This is a genomic window from Bacillus sp. Bos-x628 (genome assembly GCF_040500475.1).
Lineage (GTDB): Bacteria > Bacillota > Bacilli > Bacillales > Bacillaceae > Bacillus > Bacillus maqinnsis.
The window spans coordinates 1,584,099-1,601,588 of the sequence record NZ_CP159358.1 but is presented as its reverse complement, the minus strand read 5'-3'; the positions used below and the strand labels follow the sequence as shown (position 1 = coordinate 1,601,588).

The following is a 17,490-nucleotide window of genomic DNA, read 5'->3' as shown; positions in this document are numbered from 1 at the left end:
CCTTCAGCTTTAGAATGTTACGTCAACACAAGTCAAATGGTTGACGGCATTGTAGATCACCGTTTATTATGATATAGAATGACCAGTCAGTCAATACATAAAGAAAAATGGAGGACATAATGAATTCGATCATCAATTTTGTATTAAAGAATAAGTTCGCTGTATGGCTCATGACGATTATCGTAACAGTTGCTGGTCTTTATGCCGGATTGAATATGAAACAAGAATCAATCCCAAATATCAACACTCCAGTCATTACGATTTCTACAACGTATCCTGGTGCGACGCCGGATGAAGTATCAGATAAGGTGACCGATCCAATTGAGAAGTCCATTCAAAACCTCAATGGGGTAAAAGTCGTCACATCCAATTCTTTTGAGAACGCATCGTCCATTCAAATCGAATACGATTACAACAAAGACATGGATGAAGCAAAAAGGGAAATTGAAGATGTTATTAGCAATATTGATTTCCCAGAAAATGCGGAAAAACCAAAAATCGCACGCTTTAGTATCAATGCGGTTCCGATTTTAGCACTTAGTGTATCTGGTAATAAAGAATCATTAGAAGACCTAACGAAAAAAGTCGAAGAAGACCTTGTTCCTTCACTTGAAGGACTAAACGGCGTATCTTCCGTTGAAGCTTCAGGACAGCAAATCAAAGAAGTAGAATTTTCATTTAAACAAAAGAAACTAAAAGAGTACGGTTTAGATGAAGAAACTGTCCAAAACATAATTAAAGGCTCTGATGTAAATGTACCATTAGGTTTATACACATTTGGCAATAAACAAAAATCAGTGGTTGTCGATGGTAATATTTTAAGCGTCAAAGATTTAAAGAACATGCGTATTCCTGTGACACCAAGTGCAAGTGGCGGTGCCGGAAGCACTGGAGCTAGTGCATCTTCTAATGCTTCAGGAATTGCAGGCGCACAAGGAGCAGAGCAGCAGACAGGCAGTGCAAGTCAGCAACAAGCGGCAGCTCAGCAACAAACAAGTGCGGGTTCGGCAAACAGTCAATCTGTAAAACTGCCGACGATTAAGCTTTCTGAAATTGCAGATATAAAAGTTGTGAAGGAAGCAGAGTCGATTTCAAGAACAAATGGAAAAGACAGTATCGGACTGCAAATTGTCAAAAGCTCTGATGCCAACACAGTGAGTGTAGCAGAAGCGGTCACAAAAGAACTTGAAAAATTTAAGAAGGAAAACAAAGGAATCAAGATAAGCACAACATATGATCAAGCAGAACCGATTAAAGAGTCAGTCAGCACAATGCTGAACAAGGCCATCATCGGGGCCATCTTTGCGATCATGATCATCCTATTGTTCCTTCGAGATATCAAATCAACGTTAATATCGGTCATCTCCATTCCGTTATCACTGTTGATCGCTCTCTTAATTTTGAATCAGCTAGATATCACACTGAACATCATGACACTTGGTGCAATGACAGTGGCAATTGGGCGCGTAGTCGATGACTCCATTGTTGTCATAGAAAATATATATCGACGGATGTCATTAAAGGATGAACCATTAAAAGGCAAAGCACTCGTTAGAGAAGCGACAAAAGAAATGTTTATCCCGATCATGTCTTCGACGATTGTTACAATTGCGGTATTCTTACCGTTAGCATTTGTGGGCGGAATGATTGGTGAACTGTTTATCCCGTTTGCATTAACCATTGTATTTGCTTTACTCGCATCACTGCTTGTAGCAATTACAATTGTACCAATGATGGCGCACAGTTTGTTTAAAAAGAACCTATATGGCAAAGCAACAAAAGTGAAAGAACATAAGCCAAGTAAGCTTGCCGGCGGCTATAGACGTGTACTGAATTGGACACTTAATCACAAATGGATCACATCAGGAATTGCGATTCTCATGTTAGTTGGAAGTTTATTCTTAGCACCACTTGTAGGAGTCAGCTTCTTACCGCAGGAAGCGGAAAAGACAGCAATGGTGACATACACACCTGAACCTGGACAAACACGAGAACAATCATTAGATGAAACAAAAAAAGCCGAAGAATATTTGATGAAACGTAATCATGTGAACACAGTTCAATACTCACTAGGTTCTTCAAATGCATTAACACAAAGTGTAGGTGGCAACACAAATGGTGCACTATTCTTCGTAAAATATGATGATGACACACCGAATTTTGATAAGGAAAAAGATAAAGTTGTGAAAGCTTTGCAAGACAAAGCATCTCAAGGTGAATGGAAGTCACAAGACTTCTCATCTACTGGTGCAAGCAATACGGTAACGTACTATGTGTATGGTGACAAAGTAAGTGATATTGAAGGCACAGTGAAAGATGTAGAGAAAATCTTAACAGATCAGAAAAACCTGAAAAATGTCAGCACAAGCCTATCTGACAAATATGAAGAATATACATTTAATGCAGATCAAGAAAAACTGGCTGAGCTAGGATTAACTGCTTCACAAATTGCTCAGACCATTGCACCTCAAAATAGTGAAACGACGTTAACGAAGGTCACAGAGGACGGTAAAGAAATTGATGTGAAGCTTCAAACGGAAAAAGATGAATATAAGAGCAAAAAAGATCTGGAGAATAAAAAAATCACAACGCCAACAGGGCAGGAAGTCCGCATTGGTGATGTCGTGGATGTCAAAGATGGGACAACAGCGAATACTGTGACAAAGCGTGATGGGAAAATCTATGCAGAAGTATCTGGAGACATGACAACAGATAACGTATCAAGCGTGACACAGGAAGTACAAAAGAAAGTCGACAAGCTTGATCTCAAATCTGGCGTGACGATTGACACAGGCGGAGTAAGTGCGGATATTCAAGAATCCTTTACTCAGCTTGGGCTTGCAATGCTTGCAGCCATTGCGATTGTCTATCTTGTCCTCGTCATTACATTTGGCGGAGGCCTTGCACCATTTGCAATCCTCTTCTCGCTTCCATTTACGATTATCGGCGCACTCGTTGGATTGTTTGTCGCGAAAGAAACCATCAGCTTAAACGCAATGATTGGATTGCTCATGCTGATCGGAATTGTTGTAACAAATGCGATTGTCTTGATTGACCGAGTAATTCATAAGGAAAAAGAAGGACTTTCGACAAGAGAAGCTTTACTTGAAGCAGGTACCATCAGATTACGTCCAATCTTAATGACCGCACTCGCAACAATCGGTGCACTTCTGCCACTAGCATTAGGCTTTGAAGGCGGAAGCCAAATCGTATCAAAAGGACTTGGCGTCACAGTCATTGGCGGATTAACAAGTTCTACACTCTTAACATTGGTCATCGTACCAATCGTATACGAAATTCTAAGCAAGTTTAGACGTAAAAGGAAGTACGTAGAAGAAGAGTAAGATGAAGCCCCGCTGATTGGTGGGGCTTTTTTTCATGTGGTAATGCGACAAACAGCTTTTCTCATGAACTTCTCAAAGGCTTGGAAGAAAGTATCACGATTAACATGGTCAATGACATGATTCAGTTTTCCATTTAGATGCTCTTCGATACGCCCTTGTTTTGGCGTTTCAGTGTAAACAATCGCACTTATTTCTTTTGAACGGGTAATCGCTGAGAAATCAAGGGTAATTGTCGTCAGTATATTCCATAAGTAATAGGTCGAGTTGGTCTCATCATGAATAAGCGGCGGGCAAAAGGCATAGCATTGTCCAATAAAATCAATCCCGATATGGGAACAAAGGGAAGCCCAGTGCTGGCGCACATCAAGTGTGAGTGCGACTTGATTGATGCTTTCAAGCGCAACCATTTCAATCGGAAAATGCTCCTGAAAGACAGTGCTGACGGCATAAGGATCCCAAAAGGCATTCCACTCTGCTGTTCCGTCATGCTCAGGCTCTTCTACATTGCGCTTTTCAAGAAATGTACCGCCCATCCACACCAAATTCTTAATTATGCTTGAGATGGAGGGATCTTCATCTATGGCGCGCACAAGGTCTGTGAACGGACCTGTAAAGAGGAGTGTGACAGGTTCTGTTGCCTTATTGACAGATTCAACGAGATGAAGGTGTGCTGGAAATTTAGATACTTTTGTATCGACCGAACCTTTTTCATTTAAAATTGAAAGTGCATCAACATAGAAAGCATGCATACGCCACTCCTTTGGAAATGAATTAACACCTCTGGAGTGAGAAGCTGCAACTTCAATGTCATAAGACCCAAAACGATCCGTGATTTTTTGAGATGTACGAAGTGCAGGTTCTAAATAACAATCAGCAGGTATAACAAACATTCCAATACCTTCAATACGCTCTATTTGAAGAACAAGAAACAAGGCGGCAAGGTCTTCAACACCACCGTCATGATTGAAATAAACAGGCTTTTTCATTGCATACCATCCTTTGTAGCGCTTTTTTATCTTATCAGAATGCATTCTTTTTAAGGAGGAGTATCATAAGAGATTTCAAATATTAGGCGGCAGTTCTGTTGCCATTTTCAAAACTCATAGTATAATTAAAGGTTGTTAGTGTTGAAAATAGATTGCATAATGAATATAGGATGATGATGAATGAAACGTGCTCGAATTATATACAATCCGACATCTGGGCGAGAAATATTTAAAAAGAATTTACCGCAGGTTTTGCAAAAATTTGAACAAGCCGGTTATGAAACATCTTGTCATGCGACAACGTGTGAAGGAGATGCGACACAAGCAGCAGAAAAAGCTGCACAAAGAGAATTTGATTTAATTGTAGCAGCAGGTGGAGACGGCACGATCAATGAAGTCGTCAATGGGTTAGCACCGCTTGAAAAAAGACCGAAATTGGGAATCATTCCAGTCGGAACGACAAATGACTTTGCAAGAGCACTTGGGATTCCAAGAGAAGATGTTTTAAAAGCGACAGATGCGATCATTGACGGTGTTGCAAAGCCGCTTGATATTGGTAAAGTCAACGGACATTATTTTATCAATATTGCGGGCGGCGGGCGGTTGACAGAGCTGACCTATGAGGTGCCAAGTAAGCTGAAGACGATGCTTGGACAGCTTGCTTATTATTTGAAAGGCATGGAGATGCTTCCGTCGATCCGCCCGACAGAAGTCGAAATTGAATATGACGGCAAGTTATTTCATGGAGAAATCATGCTGTTTCTTGTTTCACTAACAAACTCAGTAGGAGGCTTTGAAAAGCTAGCGCCTGACTCCATTTTAGATGATGGCATGTTTGATCTGATTATTTTGAAAAAGGTGAATTTAGCCGAAGCCATTAGAGTGATAAGCCTCGCATTACGAGGCGAACATATTCATGATAACAATGTCATCTACACAAAAGCGAATCGCGTCAAAGTAGATGTAAAAGATAAAATGCAACTCAATTTAGATGGTGAATACGGCGGCATGCTGCCAGGTGAATTTGAAAACCTGTATCGCCATATTGAATTTATTGTGCCAAAAGCAACAGCTGAAAAAATAGGGTAGAGATTGAACTTGGTTCCTTGAGGCGACCAAGTTTTTCTTTGCAAATGAGGTGATAAAATTGGTGAAAATGAAACCACCTGTTCAAAAAAATGAATACTACAATGTAACCTTCGAGGACTTAACACACGAAGGTGCAGGAGTAGCGAAGATTGAGGGATTTCCCATCTTTGTGCCGAATGCCCTTCCAGACGAACAAGGAAACATCAAAGTAACTCGTGTCAAAAAAGGATTTGCTTTTGGACGGCTCATGGAGCTGACAAAGGAAAGTCAGTACAGGCAAGATGCGCCATGTCCCATTTACAAGCAATGCGGCGGCTGCCAAATTCAGCATATGAGCTATGAAGGTCAGTTGTTATTTAAACAAAAACAAGTGAAGGACGTATTAGAGCGGATCGGAAAGCTTGATATGAGCCGTGTAAAAGTTCATCCTGTACTCGGCATGAACGACCCATGGAATTATCGAAACAAAGCACAAGTTCCAGTTGGGGAACGAGAAGGCGGACTCGTTGCAGGATTTTATCAGCAGCGTACCCATGAAATCATTGATATGGAAAAATGTCTCATCCAGCAATCAGAAAATGATGAAGTCGTACAGGCGGTCAAAGAAATATGCAATGCGTTCGGCATAAAAGCATACAACGAAGAACGACATAAAGGCTGGCTTCGTCATGTGATGGTTCGCTGCGGCATCGCAACAGGTGAAATGATGGTGGTCTTTGTGACAAGAACGGCTGATTTTCCGCAGAAGCAGCAGGTGATTGAGAAGATTATAGCACGCTTCCCACACGTTCGGTCAATTGTGCAAAATGTGAATTCTAAGAAAACAAATGTCATTTTTGGAGACGAAACGACCGTTTTATGGGGGGAAGAATACATTTATGACACCATTGGCGATATCAAATTCGCTATTTCAGCTCGCTCATTTTATCAAGTCAACCCAGCCCAAACAAAGGTTCTTTATGACAAAGCACTTGAATATGCAGAGCTGCAAGGTGAAGAAACCGTGATAGATGCATACTGTGGAATCGGTACGATTTCCTTATTTCTTGCACAAAAAGCAGGCAAGGTGTACGGCGTTGAAATCGTGCCAGAAGCAATTGAAGATGCAAAACGAAACGCTGCGTTAAACGGGATCAACAACGTCGAATTCGCTGTCGGCCAAGCAGAAATCGTCATCCCGAATTGGTACAAACAAGGCATCAAAGCAGATACCTTAGTCGTTGACCCGCCGAGAAAAGGCTGTGACGAAGCGCTGCTTAACACCATTTTAAAGATGAAACCAAACCGTGTTGTTTATGTGTCCTGTAACCCAGGAACGCTTGCTCGTGATTTGCGTATTCTTGAAGATGGTGGGTATGTGACAGAGGAAGTTCAGCCTGTGGATATGTTTCCGCATACGAATCATGTGGAGTGCGTGGCATCTTTATCCCTTAAATAACAAGGATTTAAGAGCCACGAGAGCGCATTTGACCACATTTTGACCACTTAGCCTTCTAATTTCATGTAATCACCGAATTTTTGTGCTGTTCTTGCTTTGATTTTTGGAGTTACATGAGCGTAAATATCACCAGTCATTTTAATAGATGAATGGCCAAGGCGTTCTTGAACTTCTTTTAACGATACACCAGCTTCTAATAATAACGTTGCGTGAGTGTGACGGCAGTCATGAATACGTATTTTTGGTAGAGCGGCTTCTTTGGTCGCTCTATTGAAGTTTTCAGTTAATGTACGAGGATAAATCGGTCTGCCATCTTGTCTAGCGAAAATAAGATCCTGATCATCATATAACTTTCCTAAACTCATTTTGATTTCAAGTTGCTTAATGCGATAAGACTTCAAACATTCGACTAGGTAATCTTCAATTGTAATATCTCTTTCCGATGATTCTGTTTTCAATGTGCCGAAACGGAAGCCTTCGTCATCATATATCAAATTTCTTCTTACGTGAATTGTACCAGCATCGAAATCAACATCCTCCCATTTAAGCCCGAGAAGTTCTCCCCGCCTCATGCCAGTGTAAAGGGCAGTTGTGAAAATAGCGTGATATACAGGTGCTGTCACAAACTTAGCTACGTTTAAAAATTTATTTACTTCTTCTCGTGTCCAAGTAACGTATTTTCTTCTGCGCCCACGAGGTACCTTTACTTTGTCTAGAGGGTTTTTGTTAATCAACTCCCAATCAACCGCTTTTTCCATGGATCCATACAGAACAGCAAATATATATTCTATATATCTTTCAGAAAGTCCCTCGTCCAATAATTTTGCAATAAAATGTTCAATATGTGCTGGTTTGATCTCGTTTAATTTAAAATGGCCCAACAAAGGTATTATTTTGTTTTTAACCACTCTGCGGTAATTCTTGAAAGTCGTTTCCTTTACTTTTCTTTTTGCAATTAGATCAAGCCACTTTTCTATATGTGATGAAAGAAGAACGTTACTATCTAAAATAAAAGTATTTTTATTAATTTGATTTTCAATTTCGTTGGCTACAACTTCAGCTTCCTTCTTTGTTTCAAATCCTCTACGTGTAACCTGCTTTCTTTTACCTGTGATGGGGTCTTTACCTAACTCAATTGTAAAAGAATAGGTGTACCCTTTTTTGTTTTTTGCTGGAACCTTTCTAAAGTAAGCCATGTTATACAGTCTCCTCCTCAATTTATTTGTTTTAAGGGATGCTCATATAAAGCAAAAGCAATGCTTTTTCTTCTAAACATTTCTAAGCGGGTAGCGGCAAAAGAGTAAGTCACATTAAAGGTGTCACCAATTAGTTTAATCGCTTCAGATTGTAAAGAAGGCAGGCTCAAATTTTCAAGCATAAAAGTTGGTACACAGAAATGATACATAAAACTATTAGCCTGATATTCTTGCAATTCTCGAAATAGCCTGTGCATATCAAACTGATTTCCATAGTGTTTAACTACATGGCAAAGCTCATGAGCAAAATCCTGCCATTGTTCTTGTTTAGATAGCCTCTTATCAATAACCATGCTGTACGAGCCATTCACACAGAAGACAACGCTCGTTCTTCTTTTTCAAAGTGAAGCCATATTTTTAGTGAAGCTGCCATAAGTTCCATATCAATCAATTCTGGCGTAAGCATGTTTAATTTTGTGTATATTTTCTTCACTTCTTCTTCTAAATGAGATAGTCCTTTCACCTAATCACCTCTAAAATAAGAATATATGTTCTATTTTTGATTGAAAAGAAAAGCCCCACTATGAGGGCATTCTTTATAATGATTCTCTAGAAGTATATTTTACTTTTATTGCTTGTTCTTTACCCATTAAACCTGTTTCGGTGTTAACAGCACCGTTTTCCACTTTGTATGGCGGCGTGAATCTAAGTTCCAGCTCTTTAGGAGTAGATTTCTGATCTTTTAACGGAATCAAGAAAAAGCCTTGCTCTTTAACTTTGCCTTGGTAGGTCATAACAATAGGATTGTTAGACAACAGTCCACTATCTGCGGTAAGCTGTTCTTTTGTATCTGTAATGACCGTAATATCTCCGTTATAGTCTACATCGTGATCAGCAGTGTTCTCAGCCTCTGTTGAGATCATAATCGCTCTGATTGTATCTTTTCCACTAAATTCTTCTTCTTGTTTCATGGAATCAGACAATTTAATGTCTACGAGAACAGGCATAAATTTAAGTTTAAAGCCTTGAAAATCTAAGCTTATAAAACCTTTTTCTTTATCGCTTTGATCATTTTTGTAGCCGGCTAATATTGTAAAGTCACCAGATTCGTTAGAGAACTTGTATTTTTCTTCTGTTGCAGAATCTGTCTTTTTCGTTGTCTTATCTTCCGTTTTTTCTTCAGTTTTTATTGTTGTTTTCTTCTCATTGGCTTTATCGTCTTTTGCTGAAGAGTCCTCCGAATTACAAGCAGCTAAAGAAAAACTAAAAGTCAAAGCCCCAATACCTAATAACCATTTTTTCAATTGTAATTCCCCCTTTTATAATGAAATGCAATCTATTTATATTATATCGACTAAATAAAGGAATTTCTTACTTTTTATCTCTTTTATCTGATTAAAAAGCCTAAATGTTCAACCGTAAATTTTGAGGTTGAAATAGTTTCAACTGAATGATTTACCTCAAAATTTGAGGCAGAACCTTCAGCATTAATTAAACTAAATAATATATAAATATATATAAATAATTAAAAGATTTTAAAAAATAACATACTCAAATGAATAATGCAAGATTTTTTTTAAAAAGAATAAAAAAAGTTAGGTTGATTTAAAACGTCATATTTACCTTCTAATACGTTTTTTTATACTTCAGGTATATTTTTACCTCTTAGAGATAATGTAAATGTAGTTTAAAAGGGTTTATTCGGTTGACCACAGCTTTTATTTTCTACCCTTCTTTTTTTCCTTCTCTTTGATGTATTTGATAAAGTCTATTGTTTGTCTCCTAGCTTCTTCAGAAAAGTCAGAGGCTTCTTTAAATGCAATTTGAAGGTCAGGGTCATTAATAAAAAATTCAGATGTATGTTCATTAATGTTGTCGGTTCTCCCTAAAAGGTAATCTGTCGTTGTATCTAATGCGTCAGCTAGGTCTTTTAACATTTCATTAGAAGGGGTACTATGCCCATTCTCATAATTACTTATTGTTCCTTTAGTTGTCTTAACACGTTTAGCTAATTCTTCTTGTGTTAACCCCTTATTTTTTCTGACACTCTTTAACCTTTTAGATAACATGACAGTTTCCTCCAATTTAAAAGTACAAGTTTATTGTACTACAAAGAAAATCTTATTAAACAAAAGTATAAGAAATTCATACTTTTGTGTTGACATACAAGATTCTTATACTTATAATGAAATCAACAAGTACAAGAATCTTATACAAAGGGGGTGAGCAAGATGAAAAACTTCAAATTGGTTCAAGCTAGGAAAGCCAAAGGATTAACGCAGGAAGAACTTGCTTTTATGCTCGATTGTAAAAAATCAACTATCTCTAACTGGGAGAATGGTTACTCTAACCCTAAAATGGATGATGCGTTTAAGGTCAGTGAAATTTTAGGTACGGATATAAAGACTCTTTTTTTTAATCAAAAAGAACAAGATTCTCATACAAATACAGCGTAGGAGGTTTATCATGCCACAAACAGTTATCACTTTTGACGAGTTGACAGCAACAGTGTTTCAAGATCAAATGCAAAAGCTGTTTCAGGCAGCTTATGAAAAAGGCGTTGAAGACGGCCGAACCAAATATGCTCTTAAGCCAGTTTTAACCCGTAAAGAAGCAATGGAAGTGCTTCGATGTAAAGAAACAAAAATGGCAGAGCTAGTAGCCAGATCAGACTTTCCAAAGAATCCGATGCTAGGAAGGAACATTCCAACTAAACAGCTGCTTGAATGGATTGATCTTCATACCGAATGGATGAAAGAAAACACAGATTACTTCAAGAAAGGAGTCACCACATGAACAAGAACAAGATCGAACAACTCACCAATTTTTTAGACGGAATCACACAATCAGAATGGAACCGAGTTAAACAGAACGTAGACATCTTGTTTAGTTTTAAAGCCGCCAAAGTGGAGTTTGACGACTCAGAACTATTACAAGCTAACTTAGAACAGGAGTTTAGGATTGATCTTGAACCAGTAAGGTTAGCAACCGAATTCCCAGAGAATCTTAAAAGACTAAGAAATCAGTACGATTTCAACCAAGATGTAATGGCGAAAACGTTAGGCATAACAAAAGCAACGTATTCTAAAAAGGAAAATGGTTCAATTAGATTTTCTTTAGAGGAATCCAAAATTCTAGCTGATTTTTTTGACACCACTATTGATGAACTGTTTTTTGATAAAAAACCAATTGGAGGCTAAAACATGAATCAATTACAACAGATTTTCAACTATCAAAATCAAGAGGTTCGAACAGTAATTCAAGATGGACAACCTTGGTTTGTCGCAAAGGATGTATGTGATGTTTTTGGTGACACGAATTACAGACGTTCTCTCGCAAGATTAGATGAAGATGAGAAGGGTGTGTCACCTGTGAATACCCCTGGTGGATTACAAAAAATGACCTTACTAAATGAATCTGGATTGTACTCTCTTTTATTCAATATGCAGCCGCAGAGAAAATCACATATGACTGAAGAACAATTCAAAAACAGAGTAGAAACACTCAAAAATTTTAGAAGATGGATTACTCATGAAGTGTTACCTACCATTCGTAAAACAGGCGGATATGTAGCAAACGATGACCTATTCATTCAAACGTACTTGCCACAGGCTGATGAACAAACAAAACATTTTTTCAAAGCAACTTTGCAAACGATGAAAGAACAAAGCAAGCAGATTAAAGCAATGAAGCCTAAAGCACTTTTTGCGGACGCAGTCGAAACGTCTGAATCATCTGTACTTGTTGGAGAATTGGCAAAAATCCTCCAACAAAACAACGTGCAAATCGGACCAAACAAACTCTTTGAATGGTTACGAGAGAATGGATACTTAATCCGCAAAAAAGGTGAATCATATAATCTCCCAACACAGCGCAGTATGGATATGGGGCTGTTTGAGATTAAAAAGAGAGCGGTCAACAATCCTGATGGCTCGGTTAGAACAACACGCACTCCCAAAGTGACTGGAAAAGGACAAGTTTACTTTATTAATAAATTTCTAGCGTCAGAAACAGCCTAATCACTAACTGGGTTCCACGCAGGGTTTCATAAGTCCTGTTGTGCCCTTTCATGAATAAATTTTACCAATTAAAACTGAATAAAGCAGGAGGAGAACAAATGCAGAACAGTCCGTATAATCAGCGGAATTTACCCGAAATCATGAGGAGAGTGAGGAAGGAAGCCGGATATTCCCAGTATCAGCTAGGCACTTTAATCGGAGGGCGTGATCAAAGAAATGTATCAGACATTGAAAACGGTTATGTCAGACTTACCCCTGAATTGTGCATCAACTGGTTTAAAGCTTGTGGAGCATATGAACATATTGATCTCGTGCATTTCATTTTTAAGCTTCACCCAATGGCAGCCGCACCAATCGACCCCGCCTTAAATGATTGTGCTCACAAGGCATTGATAAATCTTATACACGAAATGGAAGATGCAAGACAAGCAACGAAAGAGCTTGCGGAATGGATGAACAATACCCGCCCCAGTAAGCATGGTGAGCTTCCGATGCAAGCCATAAAACAGATATACGATCTGACACAGGCAAACAAAACGCTCATGTACTCCATGGCAAGAGAGTTTGGTTTGAAAATAACTGATCTAACTGAAAAATGGTCAAAAAAAGCCATTGTCGCAGAGGTAGCTATGCATAAACGACAGGATAGAGAGGCGGTACTAGCATGATTGAAAAACAATTCATTCGTGAAGATATTCCGCTGGCGGAAGCAAAAATTGACAGTGTAAAAGAGCTTTTATACATTGCTTACCAGTCTTTGAAAGACGGCGATTACGAAGAAGTTGCAAGTTTGGCTGGAAGCATTAGAAACATTTCAGAAGATTTAGTTCGCATGAACAACAAGGGAAAGTTGTTTGAAGTAGCAACAGATATACAGAAAAAACATGGGGTTCGCCTTGAGCTAGTTACTCGAACTGAAAGGAGCAAAAACCATTGAATATTGAGCATCCAATGATCACACAAATTAACAGTTTTGGTTATCCGAAAAGTCATTGGAAGGACGAGTTTGAAAGAGACGGTTACGAAGATGAAGACGATGAAGACAAATAAAAAAACCCGCTTGGCATAGCGAGTTTTAAAAAGGTGTACTGCTTCGATTAGGTACGAACAGTATACCAAGTCTTCTATAAAAAATCAATGGAGGTATACATGATGTCAAAATATCAAATCACCTTTGATCAAAGAAGGGAAGCGCAGAAGCGTTTAGAACAGGCAGGCGGATGGATTGACTACAAAAAAGGACAACCGATGTTCTGCTTCCCGAATGCTCAAGCCAAACAGAAATACATCCAGCTAGGACAAGCGGCTTATCGCCAAAAGGTGAGTATGTGATGCAAGCGAAAGTCCTTTCGTCTACAGCTAATATGTCTCATGAAGAATGGCTTCTCTCTCGACAAAAGGGGATAGGTGGTTCGGATGCCGCTGTAGTGCTTGGCTTGAGCAAATGGAAAACACCATTTGAATTATGGCTAGAAAAGACTGGACAAGTCTTGCTAGAAGATGAGCAGAGTGATGCAGCTTATTTTGGAACCATTCTTGAAGAAATCGTCGCAAAAGAATTTGAGATTAGAAGCGGCAAGAAAGTTCGTAAAAGAAATGCCATTCTACAGCATCCCGACCACCCTATGATTATAGCGAACATTGACCGCATGATCGTGGGAGAAAAGGCGATTCTTGAATGCAAAACCACATCAGCATATAACGCAAAAGAGTGGGTAGATGATGAGATTCCTGCCAGTTACATTGTTCAGGTGCAATATTATTTAGGCATTCTTGGACCTGAATACAAAAAAGGGTACTTTGCTGTGCTGATTGGTGGGAATCAATTCGTTTGGAAAGAGGTTGAACGGGATGAAGAACTGATTGAAATGATCTTTTCATCAGTCGTGAATTTTTGGAATGACCATGTATTAAGTGGCGTTGCTCCTCCGTTGGATGGTTCTAGTGCGGCGGAAGAGTTTTTAAAGAAAAAATACGCCCAATCTGATAGTACCAAAGTTGTTGATCTTACAAGTGCAAATAAAGAGCGGATTCAACACTATCTAAGACTAAAAGCAGAGATTGCCGCATTACAGACGCAAGCAAAAGAGCTTGAAAACCAAATCAAGCAAGAAATGAAGGATGCTGAAACTGGTTTTGTTGGTAAGTATCAAGCAACTTGGAAGCCTGTCGTGTCTAAGAGAGTAGACACAAACAAACTGAAAGAGCATTTTCCTGACGTTTATCAAAAAGTAATTAAAGAAACGCACTCAAGGCGTTTCGGAATTAAGGAGGTCAAATGATGCTGACCCATTCGATGGTGAAGCGGTGGATATAAAAGATGACGAACTCCCATTTAATTAGAGTGCCTATTCCCTTCTGTTATGTGTGGATGACAGAAGGGGTACCCAATAGGTCAGAGTTGTTCCGCAAGTATGTCGAGGGATACATCAATAGAAATGAAACAGGATTACAGCTTGTCCGCATCGACGGAATGACAGCTCTATGCGAAAGGAGGTAGGGGCTTGAATTACCTGAAAGAAATAAACGGCTTTATGAATTGGCTGGAAACTAATCCGTTGTCTGCTACAACCCAAGCTTTATGGTTTCATCTTTTGCACATTAACAATAAGGCAGGGTGGCGGGAGTGGTTCACCACTTCAAATACTACTTTGCAAGCGAAGATTGAGATTTCCGAAAATACGCTGATCAAACATCGAGAAATTTTGGTCGAGGCAGGAAGAATTGAATACCTCTCACAAGGCAAGAAAGCTGGACGTTACCGAATAATCAGTCTCGAAAATGCCACAAGCCCTGCACCTAAAGAACCTGAAAAGCCAAAAGAAGAAAAACCAACACGACAGGAGGACGACAAGCCAATGAACCCATTTGAATTTTATGAAAGTAATTTCGGCGGAACCTTGAATGTCTTTAATGCTGAAAAGATCAATCATTTGATTGATGACCACGGAACAGAAAAGGTTTTGGAAGTGATGAAAGAAGCAGTTGAGAAAAACAAAAAGTCAATAGGATGGGTGTCCGCAGTGTTATACAACCCTATTAACAAAGGAGGCAAGCAGGATGGCAAAGGCAACGCTGGACGAGGTGATCAAAAGAATGATGGTCAATCTAAAGTCGCTCCAATCTTCGGAACAGGACGTCTTAGAATCAGAAGAAACGTATGAGTGTGATGTTTGCAAAGACAAAGGCATCATCGTTTATAGAATTCATGAAGAAACAGAAAAGCGCATGAGAAATGAGGGGAAGCGTTTCGACTTAGCTGACCATGAAATGGTTCGTGAAGATGATTTTCTTGCCGGAAAAGTTTGCAGTCCTCAAGATGCAAAGTATTGGAAAACAACATTTTCTCGTCAATGTAAATGTGTGGCGGAAAGGGCAGCAAGAAATAGACAAATGCAATTGATAAGCGCCAGCAATATATCTGAACGGTTTAAAAAAATGACTTTTAGCAATTTCAAAACTGATGGGAAACCTCAAGTTATACAAGAAATGCGAGAATGCGCCTTTGAGTATGCGAAGGCATTTCAAGATATAAAAAACACCGATGAAAACAGCATTGCTCTATTAGGGCAGTCGGGAGTAGGTAAAACGCATTTACTTACGGCTATTGCCAACGGATTTATTGAAAAATATAAAATTCCTGTTCTGTATTTTCCGTACCTTGAAGGCATGACTGATCTTAGAAAAGATTTTGATAAGTTACCAGAGAAAATCGATCTCTTAAAAAACATAGACGTGCTTTTTATTGATGATCTATTCAAATCAAGGACAAATGAAAATGATGAGCTAAAGACATGGCCATTTCTGCAAATGCAAGAAATTATCAACTATCGTTATCAACATCAAAAACCAATCATGCTTTCATCTGAACTGACATTTGAGGATTTTATTCAAATGGATGAAGCGTTTGGCACTCGGCTTTACTCAATGTGTAAAAACTATGCTGTAACAATCCAAAAAAACATCAAGCTGAATCACCGGCTAGAAGGAGCGTTTTAAAATGTGCAACACATGCAATGGCGAGAAAGTCGTCATAAACGAAAATACTTTCATGGCGGGCTTCTTCCCTTGTCCTGATTGTAACCATACAGGGCGAAAACAGAGCCTAAAGCCAGTCATCGAGCAATTAAATCAAATGCTGTTGAAAGCGAAAGCACTGGAAGATAAGACAGCATGAAGACGATGGCTGCACTAATTACTATAGCTTTCACGGCATCATCAAGAGAAAGGAAGCTCCTGCAATGGGGGCGGGATGACGGGAGGTAACAAAGGTCAAAAGCAATGAATCCTAGCATCACGACTTTACTAAAACGAACTAACCTAACTGACACAGAAAAAGCAAAGCTCGTTGCCGAACTGAAAAAGCACTTCCAGCAACGGAAAGCGAGGGGAAACAAACCATGTCCAATAAATACGGCGCACGCAAAACGGTAGTAGACGGCATCACGTTTGATAGCAGGGCAGAAGCCAAATACTATCAGCAACTGAAATGGCTTAAGAAGGCGAAGCAGATAAAAGATTTTGCATTGCAACCACGTTACCTGCTGCAAGAAGCATTTAAAAAGAACGACAAGACTTTTCGGAAGATTGAATATATTGCAGACTTTGAGATCACTAATCTCGATGGAACTAAAGAGATCATCGACATCAAAGGCGTGGAAACAAAGGAATTTGCCATCAAGCGAAAACTGTATGAACGCAAATATGAGACACCGCTCAAAGTCCTTGCTTATGACAAATCATATGGCTTTATCGAGCTGGACAAACTCAAAAAGCTTAAGCCAAAAGGAAAGGCGGGGAAGTCAACTGTTAAACGTGGTAATCGCAGACGATCGTCCGTTGTGGGTAAGGCAGGAAGATAAACTCATGGCATGTATGACACGTTGTTCACAGTTTAAACATTGCGCTAGTCGGTTTGGGTCAGATTGTAAACGAATGGGCGGCGCAGAAATACCTAAGATTGGAGGGAGAAAACATTAGCGGAAAGCCTAACAACCCATATGTAGCAGGTCCAGTCATCGAATGGAAGATGACAAAAGAAGAGCTTGAGGAATATCTAGCCAAGCACCCTATTGTGTATCGAGAAGAACTAAAACCATCACCAACGTTCCAAATGGATAAATGGGCATAAAAAAACACCGAAGCCGTAGCTCCAGTGCTAATTAAAACTGACACTTTAATTATAACACATGGGGGCGGAGCGGATGAACCAACCAAAAGAAATAAAAGACTTTGAAACAACTATTCATCAGAATTTAGAACATGGCAAGGTTCGCATCATCGTAATAGACGGTAACGAAGGAACCGCCCACATTACTGATGCACCTGAACACGGAAAAACAATCATTCAAACTGCTAAAGGTCACTTTGCAAGAGTTGACCATGAAATAGGATACAAGATCAAATAAATCGGAGGTT

21 protein-coding genes and 1 pseudogene are annotated in these 17,490 nt (G+C 39.2%); 17 read left to right on the top strand and 5 right to left on the bottom strand.

The features are described 5' to 3' along the window. Window positions 1-119 precede the first annotated feature (119 nt). The gene (locus ABVJ71_RS08455; protein WP_353856474.1) at window positions 120-3,344 is read left to right on the top strand and encodes an efflux RND transporter permease subunit; all 3,225 of its coding nucleotides are present in this window, start codon (window positions 120-122) and stop codon (window positions 3,342-3,344) included. Window positions 3,345-3,376: 32 nt separating this feature from the next. Here ABVJ71_RS08455 and ABVJ71_RS08450 read toward each other — a convergent pair whose 3' ends face one another. Beyond that, window positions 3,377-4,330, bottom strand: a complete 954-nt coding sequence (locus ABVJ71_RS08450) for a nucleoside hydrolase (RefSeq protein ID WP_353856473.1) — start codon at window positions 4,328-4,330, stop codon at window positions 3,377-3,379. A 180-nt stretch (window positions 4,331-4,510) separates the two neighbouring features. Between ABVJ71_RS08450 and ABVJ71_RS08445 the strand changes: the two genes are divergently transcribed. After that, window positions 4,511-5,419, top strand: a complete 909-nt coding sequence (locus ABVJ71_RS08445) for a diacylglycerol kinase (RefSeq protein ID WP_353856472.1) — start codon at window positions 4,511-4,513, stop codon at window positions 5,417-5,419. A gap of 61 nt (window positions 5,420-5,480) precedes the next feature. Then, entirely contained in the window at window positions 5,481-6,857 is a 1,377-nt protein-coding gene (gene rlmD / locus ABVJ71_RS08440) for a 23S rRNA (uracil(1939)-C(5))-methyltransferase RlmD (protein ID WP_353856471.1), read from the top strand. 47 nt (window positions 6,858-6,904) lie between these two features. Here rlmD and ABVJ71_RS08435 read toward each other — a convergent pair whose 3' ends face one another. The 4 genes and pseudogenes from ABVJ71_RS08435 to ABVJ71_RS08420 form a co-directional block, all read right to left on the bottom strand. Continuing rightward, window positions 6,905-8,053: a site-specific integrase gene (locus tag ABVJ71_RS08435; RefSeq protein ID WP_353856470.1), complete on the bottom strand. Its 1,149-nt coding sequence runs from the start codon at window positions 8,051-8,053 to the stop codon at window positions 6,905-6,907. Between the two features lie 17 nt (window positions 8,054-8,070). Beyond that, window positions 8,071-8,519, bottom strand: a pseudogene (locus ABVJ71_RS08430) (ImmA/IrrE family metallo-endopeptidase). Window positions 8,520-8,649: 130 nt separating this feature from the next. Continuing rightward, complete coding sequence (locus ABVJ71_RS08425; RefSeq protein WP_353856469.1) at window positions 8,650-9,357, bottom strand: hypothetical protein; 708 nt, start codon at window positions 9,355-9,357, stop codon at window positions 8,650-8,652. Between the two features lie 414 nt (window positions 9,358-9,771). Beyond that, on the bottom strand, window positions 9,772-10,122 hold the full coding sequence (locus tag ABVJ71_RS08420; RefSeq protein WP_353856468.1) for a helix-turn-helix transcriptional regulator: 351 nt from the start codon (window positions 10,120-10,122) through the stop codon (window positions 9,772-9,774). Window positions 10,123-10,284: 162 nt separating this feature from the next. On the opposite strand from ABVJ71_RS08420, the gene ABVJ71_RS08415 reads away from it, so the two are divergent. The 14 genes from ABVJ71_RS08415 to ABVJ71_RS08350 all read left to right on the top strand — a co-directional run bounded on the left by ABVJ71_RS08415 (window position 10,285) and on the right by ABVJ71_RS08350 (window position 17,480). Further along, the gene (locus ABVJ71_RS08415; RefSeq protein ID WP_353856467.1) at window positions 10,285-10,509 is read left to right on the top strand and encodes a helix-turn-helix transcriptional regulator; all 225 of its coding nucleotides are present in this window, start codon (window positions 10,285-10,287) and stop codon (window positions 10,507-10,509) included. Window positions 10,510-10,519: 10 nt separating this feature from the next. Continuing rightward, window positions 10,520-10,849, top strand: a complete 330-nt coding sequence (locus tag ABVJ71_RS08410) for a hypothetical protein (RefSeq protein ID WP_353856466.1) — start codon at window positions 10,520-10,522, stop codon at window positions 10,847-10,849. After that, a complete protein-coding gene (locus ABVJ71_RS08405) occupies window positions 10,846-11,253 on the top strand; it encodes a helix-turn-helix transcriptional regulator (protein ID WP_353856465.1) in 408 nt (135 codons plus the stop codon). The genes ABVJ71_RS08410 and ABVJ71_RS08405 overlap by 4 nt, the downstream gene beginning before the upstream one ends. A gap of 3 nt (window positions 11,254-11,256) precedes the next feature. Next, window positions 11,257-12,072 carry a phage antirepressor KilAC domain-containing protein gene (locus ABVJ71_RS08400; protein WP_353856464.1) on the top strand — a complete coding sequence of 272 codons (816 nt, stop codon included), beginning with the start codon at window positions 11,257-11,259 and terminating at the stop codon, window positions 12,070-12,072. 98 nt (window positions 12,073-12,170) lie between these two features. Then, window positions 12,171-12,740, top strand: coding sequence for a helix-turn-helix transcriptional regulator (locus ABVJ71_RS08395; RefSeq protein WP_353856612.1), 570 nt, complete (start codon window positions 12,171-12,173; stop codon window positions 12,738-12,740). Further along, entirely contained in the window at window positions 12,737-13,009 is a 273-nt protein-coding gene (locus ABVJ71_RS08390; RefSeq protein ID WP_353856463.1) for a YqaH family protein, read from the top strand. The genes ABVJ71_RS08395 and ABVJ71_RS08390 overlap by 4 nt, the downstream gene beginning before the upstream one ends. 212 nt (window positions 13,010-13,221) lie before the next feature. Further along, window positions 13,222-13,404 carry a hypothetical protein gene (locus tag ABVJ71_RS08385; protein ID WP_353856462.1) on the top strand — a complete coding sequence of 61 codons (183 nt, stop codon included), beginning with the start codon at window positions 13,222-13,224 and terminating at the stop codon, window positions 13,402-13,404. Then, the gene (locus ABVJ71_RS08380) at window positions 13,404-14,354 is read left to right on the top strand and encodes a lambda-exonuclease family protein (RefSeq protein WP_353856461.1); all 951 of its coding nucleotides are present in this window, start codon (window positions 13,404-13,406) and stop codon (window positions 14,352-14,354) included. Before ABVJ71_RS08385 ends, ABVJ71_RS08380 begins: the two co-directional genes overlap by 1 nt. 222 nt (window positions 14,355-14,576) lie before the next feature. Beyond that, window positions 14,577-15,236, top strand: coding sequence for a DnaD domain protein (locus tag ABVJ71_RS08375; protein ID WP_353856460.1), 660 nt, complete (start codon window positions 14,577-14,579; stop codon window positions 15,234-15,236). Then, window positions 15,133-16,071: an ATP-binding protein gene (locus tag ABVJ71_RS08370; RefSeq protein ID WP_353856459.1), complete on the top strand. Its 939-nt coding sequence runs from the start codon at window positions 15,133-15,135 to the stop codon at window positions 16,069-16,071. Before ABVJ71_RS08375 ends, ABVJ71_RS08370 begins: the two co-directional genes overlap by 104 nt. Before the next feature lies 1 nt (window position 16,072). After that, complete coding sequence (locus ABVJ71_RS08365) at window positions 16,073-16,249, top strand: hypothetical protein (protein ID WP_353856458.1); 177 nt, start codon at window positions 16,073-16,075, stop codon at window positions 16,247-16,249. A gap of 223 nt (window positions 16,250-16,472) precedes the next feature. Next, on the top strand, window positions 16,473-16,934 hold the full coding sequence (locus ABVJ71_RS08360; protein ID WP_353856457.1) for a DUF1064 domain-containing protein: 462 nt from the start codon (window positions 16,473-16,475) through the stop codon (window positions 16,932-16,934). A 53-nt stretch (window positions 16,935-16,987) separates the two neighbouring features. Next, complete coding sequence (locus ABVJ71_RS08355) at window positions 16,988-17,203, top strand: hypothetical protein (protein ID WP_353856731.1); 216 nt, start codon at window positions 16,988-16,990, stop codon at window positions 17,201-17,203. A gap of 73 nt (window positions 17,204-17,276) precedes the next feature. Next, window positions 17,277-17,480 carry an XtrA/YqaO family protein gene (locus ABVJ71_RS08350; RefSeq protein WP_353856456.1) on the top strand — a complete coding sequence of 68 codons (204 nt, stop codon included), beginning with the start codon at window positions 17,277-17,279 and terminating at the stop codon, window positions 17,478-17,480. Window positions 17,481-17,490: the final 10 nt, after the last annotated feature.

What these genes read in the sequence shown, in the direction of transcription:
- ABVJ71_RS08455 (WP_353856474.1), top strand. Translation starts at nt 120, where the DNA reads ATGAATTCGATCATCAATTTTGTATTAAAGAATAAGTTCGCTGTATGG.
- ABVJ71_RS08450 (WP_353856473.1), bottom strand. Translation starts at nt 4,330, where the DNA reads ATGAAAAAGCCTGTTTATTTCAATCATGACGGTGGTGTTGAAGACCTT.
- ABVJ71_RS08445 (WP_353856472.1), top strand. Translation starts at nt 4,511, where the DNA reads ATGAAACGTGCTCGAATTATATACAATCCGACATCTGGGCGAGAAATA.
- ABVJ71_RS08435 (WP_353856470.1), bottom strand. Translation starts at nt 8,053, where the DNA reads ATGGCTTACTTTAGAAAGGTTCCAGCAAAAAACAAAAAAGGGTACACC.
- ABVJ71_RS08420 (WP_353856468.1), bottom strand. Translation starts at nt 10,122, where the DNA reads ATGTTATCTAAAAGGTTAAAGAGTGTCAGAAAAAATAAGGGGTTAACA.
- ABVJ71_RS08415 (WP_353856467.1), top strand. Translation starts at nt 10,285, where the DNA reads ATGAAAAACTTCAAATTGGTTCAAGCTAGGAAAGCCAAAGGATTAACG.
- ABVJ71_RS08410 (WP_353856466.1), top strand. Translation starts at nt 10,520, where the DNA reads ATGCCACAAACAGTTATCACTTTTGACGAGTTGACAGCAACAGTGTTT.
- ABVJ71_RS08405 (WP_353856465.1), top strand. Translation starts at nt 10,846, where the DNA reads ATGAACAAGAACAAGATCGAACAACTCACCAATTTTTTAGACGGAATC.
- ABVJ71_RS08400 (WP_353856464.1), top strand. Translation starts at nt 11,257, where the DNA reads ATGAATCAATTACAACAGATTTTCAACTATCAAAATCAAGAGGTTCGA.
- ABVJ71_RS08395 (WP_353856612.1), top strand. Translation starts at nt 12,171, where the DNA reads ATGCAGAACAGTCCGTATAATCAGCGGAATTTACCCGAAATCATGAGG.
- ABVJ71_RS08390 (WP_353856463.1), top strand. Translation starts at nt 12,737, where the DNA reads ATGATTGAAAAACAATTCATTCGTGAAGATATTCCGCTGGCGGAAGCA.
- ABVJ71_RS08385 (WP_353856462.1), top strand. Translation starts at nt 13,222, where the DNA reads ATGATGTCAAAATATCAAATCACCTTTGATCAAAGAAGGGAAGCGCAG.
- ABVJ71_RS08380 (WP_353856461.1), top strand. Translation starts at nt 13,404, where the DNA reads ATGCAAGCGAAAGTCCTTTCGTCTACAGCTAATATGTCTCATGAAGAA.
- ABVJ71_RS08370 (WP_353856459.1), top strand. Translation starts at nt 15,133, where the DNA reads ATGGCAAAGGCAACGCTGGACGAGGTGATCAAAAGAATGATGGTCAAT.
- ABVJ71_RS08365 (WP_353856458.1), top strand. Translation starts at nt 16,073, where the DNA reads ATGTGCAACACATGCAATGGCGAGAAAGTCGTCATAAACGAAAATACT.
- ABVJ71_RS08360 (WP_353856457.1), top strand. Translation starts at nt 16,473, where the DNA reads ATGTCCAATAAATACGGCGCACGCAAAACGGTAGTAGACGGCATCACG.
- ABVJ71_RS08350 (WP_353856456.1), top strand. Translation starts at nt 17,277, where the DNA reads ATGAACCAACCAAAAGAAATAAAAGACTTTGAAACAACTATTCATCAG.